Source organism: Arthrobacter sp. ZGTC212 (assembly GCF_002929255.1).
GTDB classification, from domain to species: Bacteria; Actinomycetota; Actinomycetes; order Actinomycetales; family Micrococcaceae; genus Arthrobacter_B; species Arthrobacter_B sunyaminii.
Genome location: NZ_PJIJ01000029.1, coordinates 1 through 724, shown reverse-complemented (window position 1 = coordinate 724; position 724 = coordinate 1). Strand labels below are relative to the sequence as shown.

Here is a 724-nt window from a genome sequence, read left to right as displayed (position 1 = left end):
CGCTGGGGTTCTGAAGGTCGTAAATCTTGGCGCGTTCCTTGACGATGGTGGCCTCCGGAACGGTGAACGTGGCGCCGAACCTCGTGTTGAAGCGCTGGGCCAGGTTCCGGGTCAGCTCCAGGTGCTGGCGCTGGTCCTCTCCCACCGGTACCAGGTCCGTCTGGTACAGCAGGATGTCCGCGGCCATGAGGGTGGGGTAGGCGAACAGCCCCAGGGTGGCGGCGTCGGCGCCGGACTTCTGGGTCTTGTCCTTGAACTGGGTCATCCGGGAGGCTTCACCGAAACCGGTGATGCAGTTCAAGGCCCAGGCCAGCTGCGCGTGCTCGGGCACGTGGGACTGGACGAAGAAGATGCTTTTGTCCGGGTCGATGCCTGCCGCAATGTATTGGGCAGCCACGATGCGGGTGCGCCTGGCCAGTTCGGAGGGGTCGAAGTCCACGGTGATGGCGTGCAGGTCCGGGATGAAGAAAACGGCGTCGTATTCGGCCTGCATGTCCACCCAGTTGCGGACGGCGCCGATGTAGTTGCCCAGGTGCAGCGAGTCCGCTGTGGGCTTGGCGCCTGAGAGGATGCGCTTCTTGGTTGCCGTGGAAGTCTGGCTAGTCATGGGGAGGAAACCTTCGGGGCTCAGAGCTGGTAATCCACTACCAGCGGGGCATGGTCAGAGAAGCGTGTGTCCCACGAGGCCGCCCGGTCCACCACCGCGGAGATGGCGGCGGAAGCC

General features: G+C 64.5%; 1 protein-coding gene and 1 pseudogene. Both read right to left on the bottom strand.

Annotated elements, in window-relative coordinates:
- Positions 1–607, bottom strand: a 607-nt coding sequence (gene trpS, locus CXQ89_RS17695; RefSeq protein ID WP_104162203.1) for a tryptophan--tRNA ligase, incomplete at its 3' end; no start/stop codon positions are given.
- A gap of 20 nt (positions 608–627) precedes the next feature.
- Positions 628–724, bottom strand: a pseudogene (locus CXQ89_RS19010) (exodeoxyribonuclease III); the annotation flags it as partial.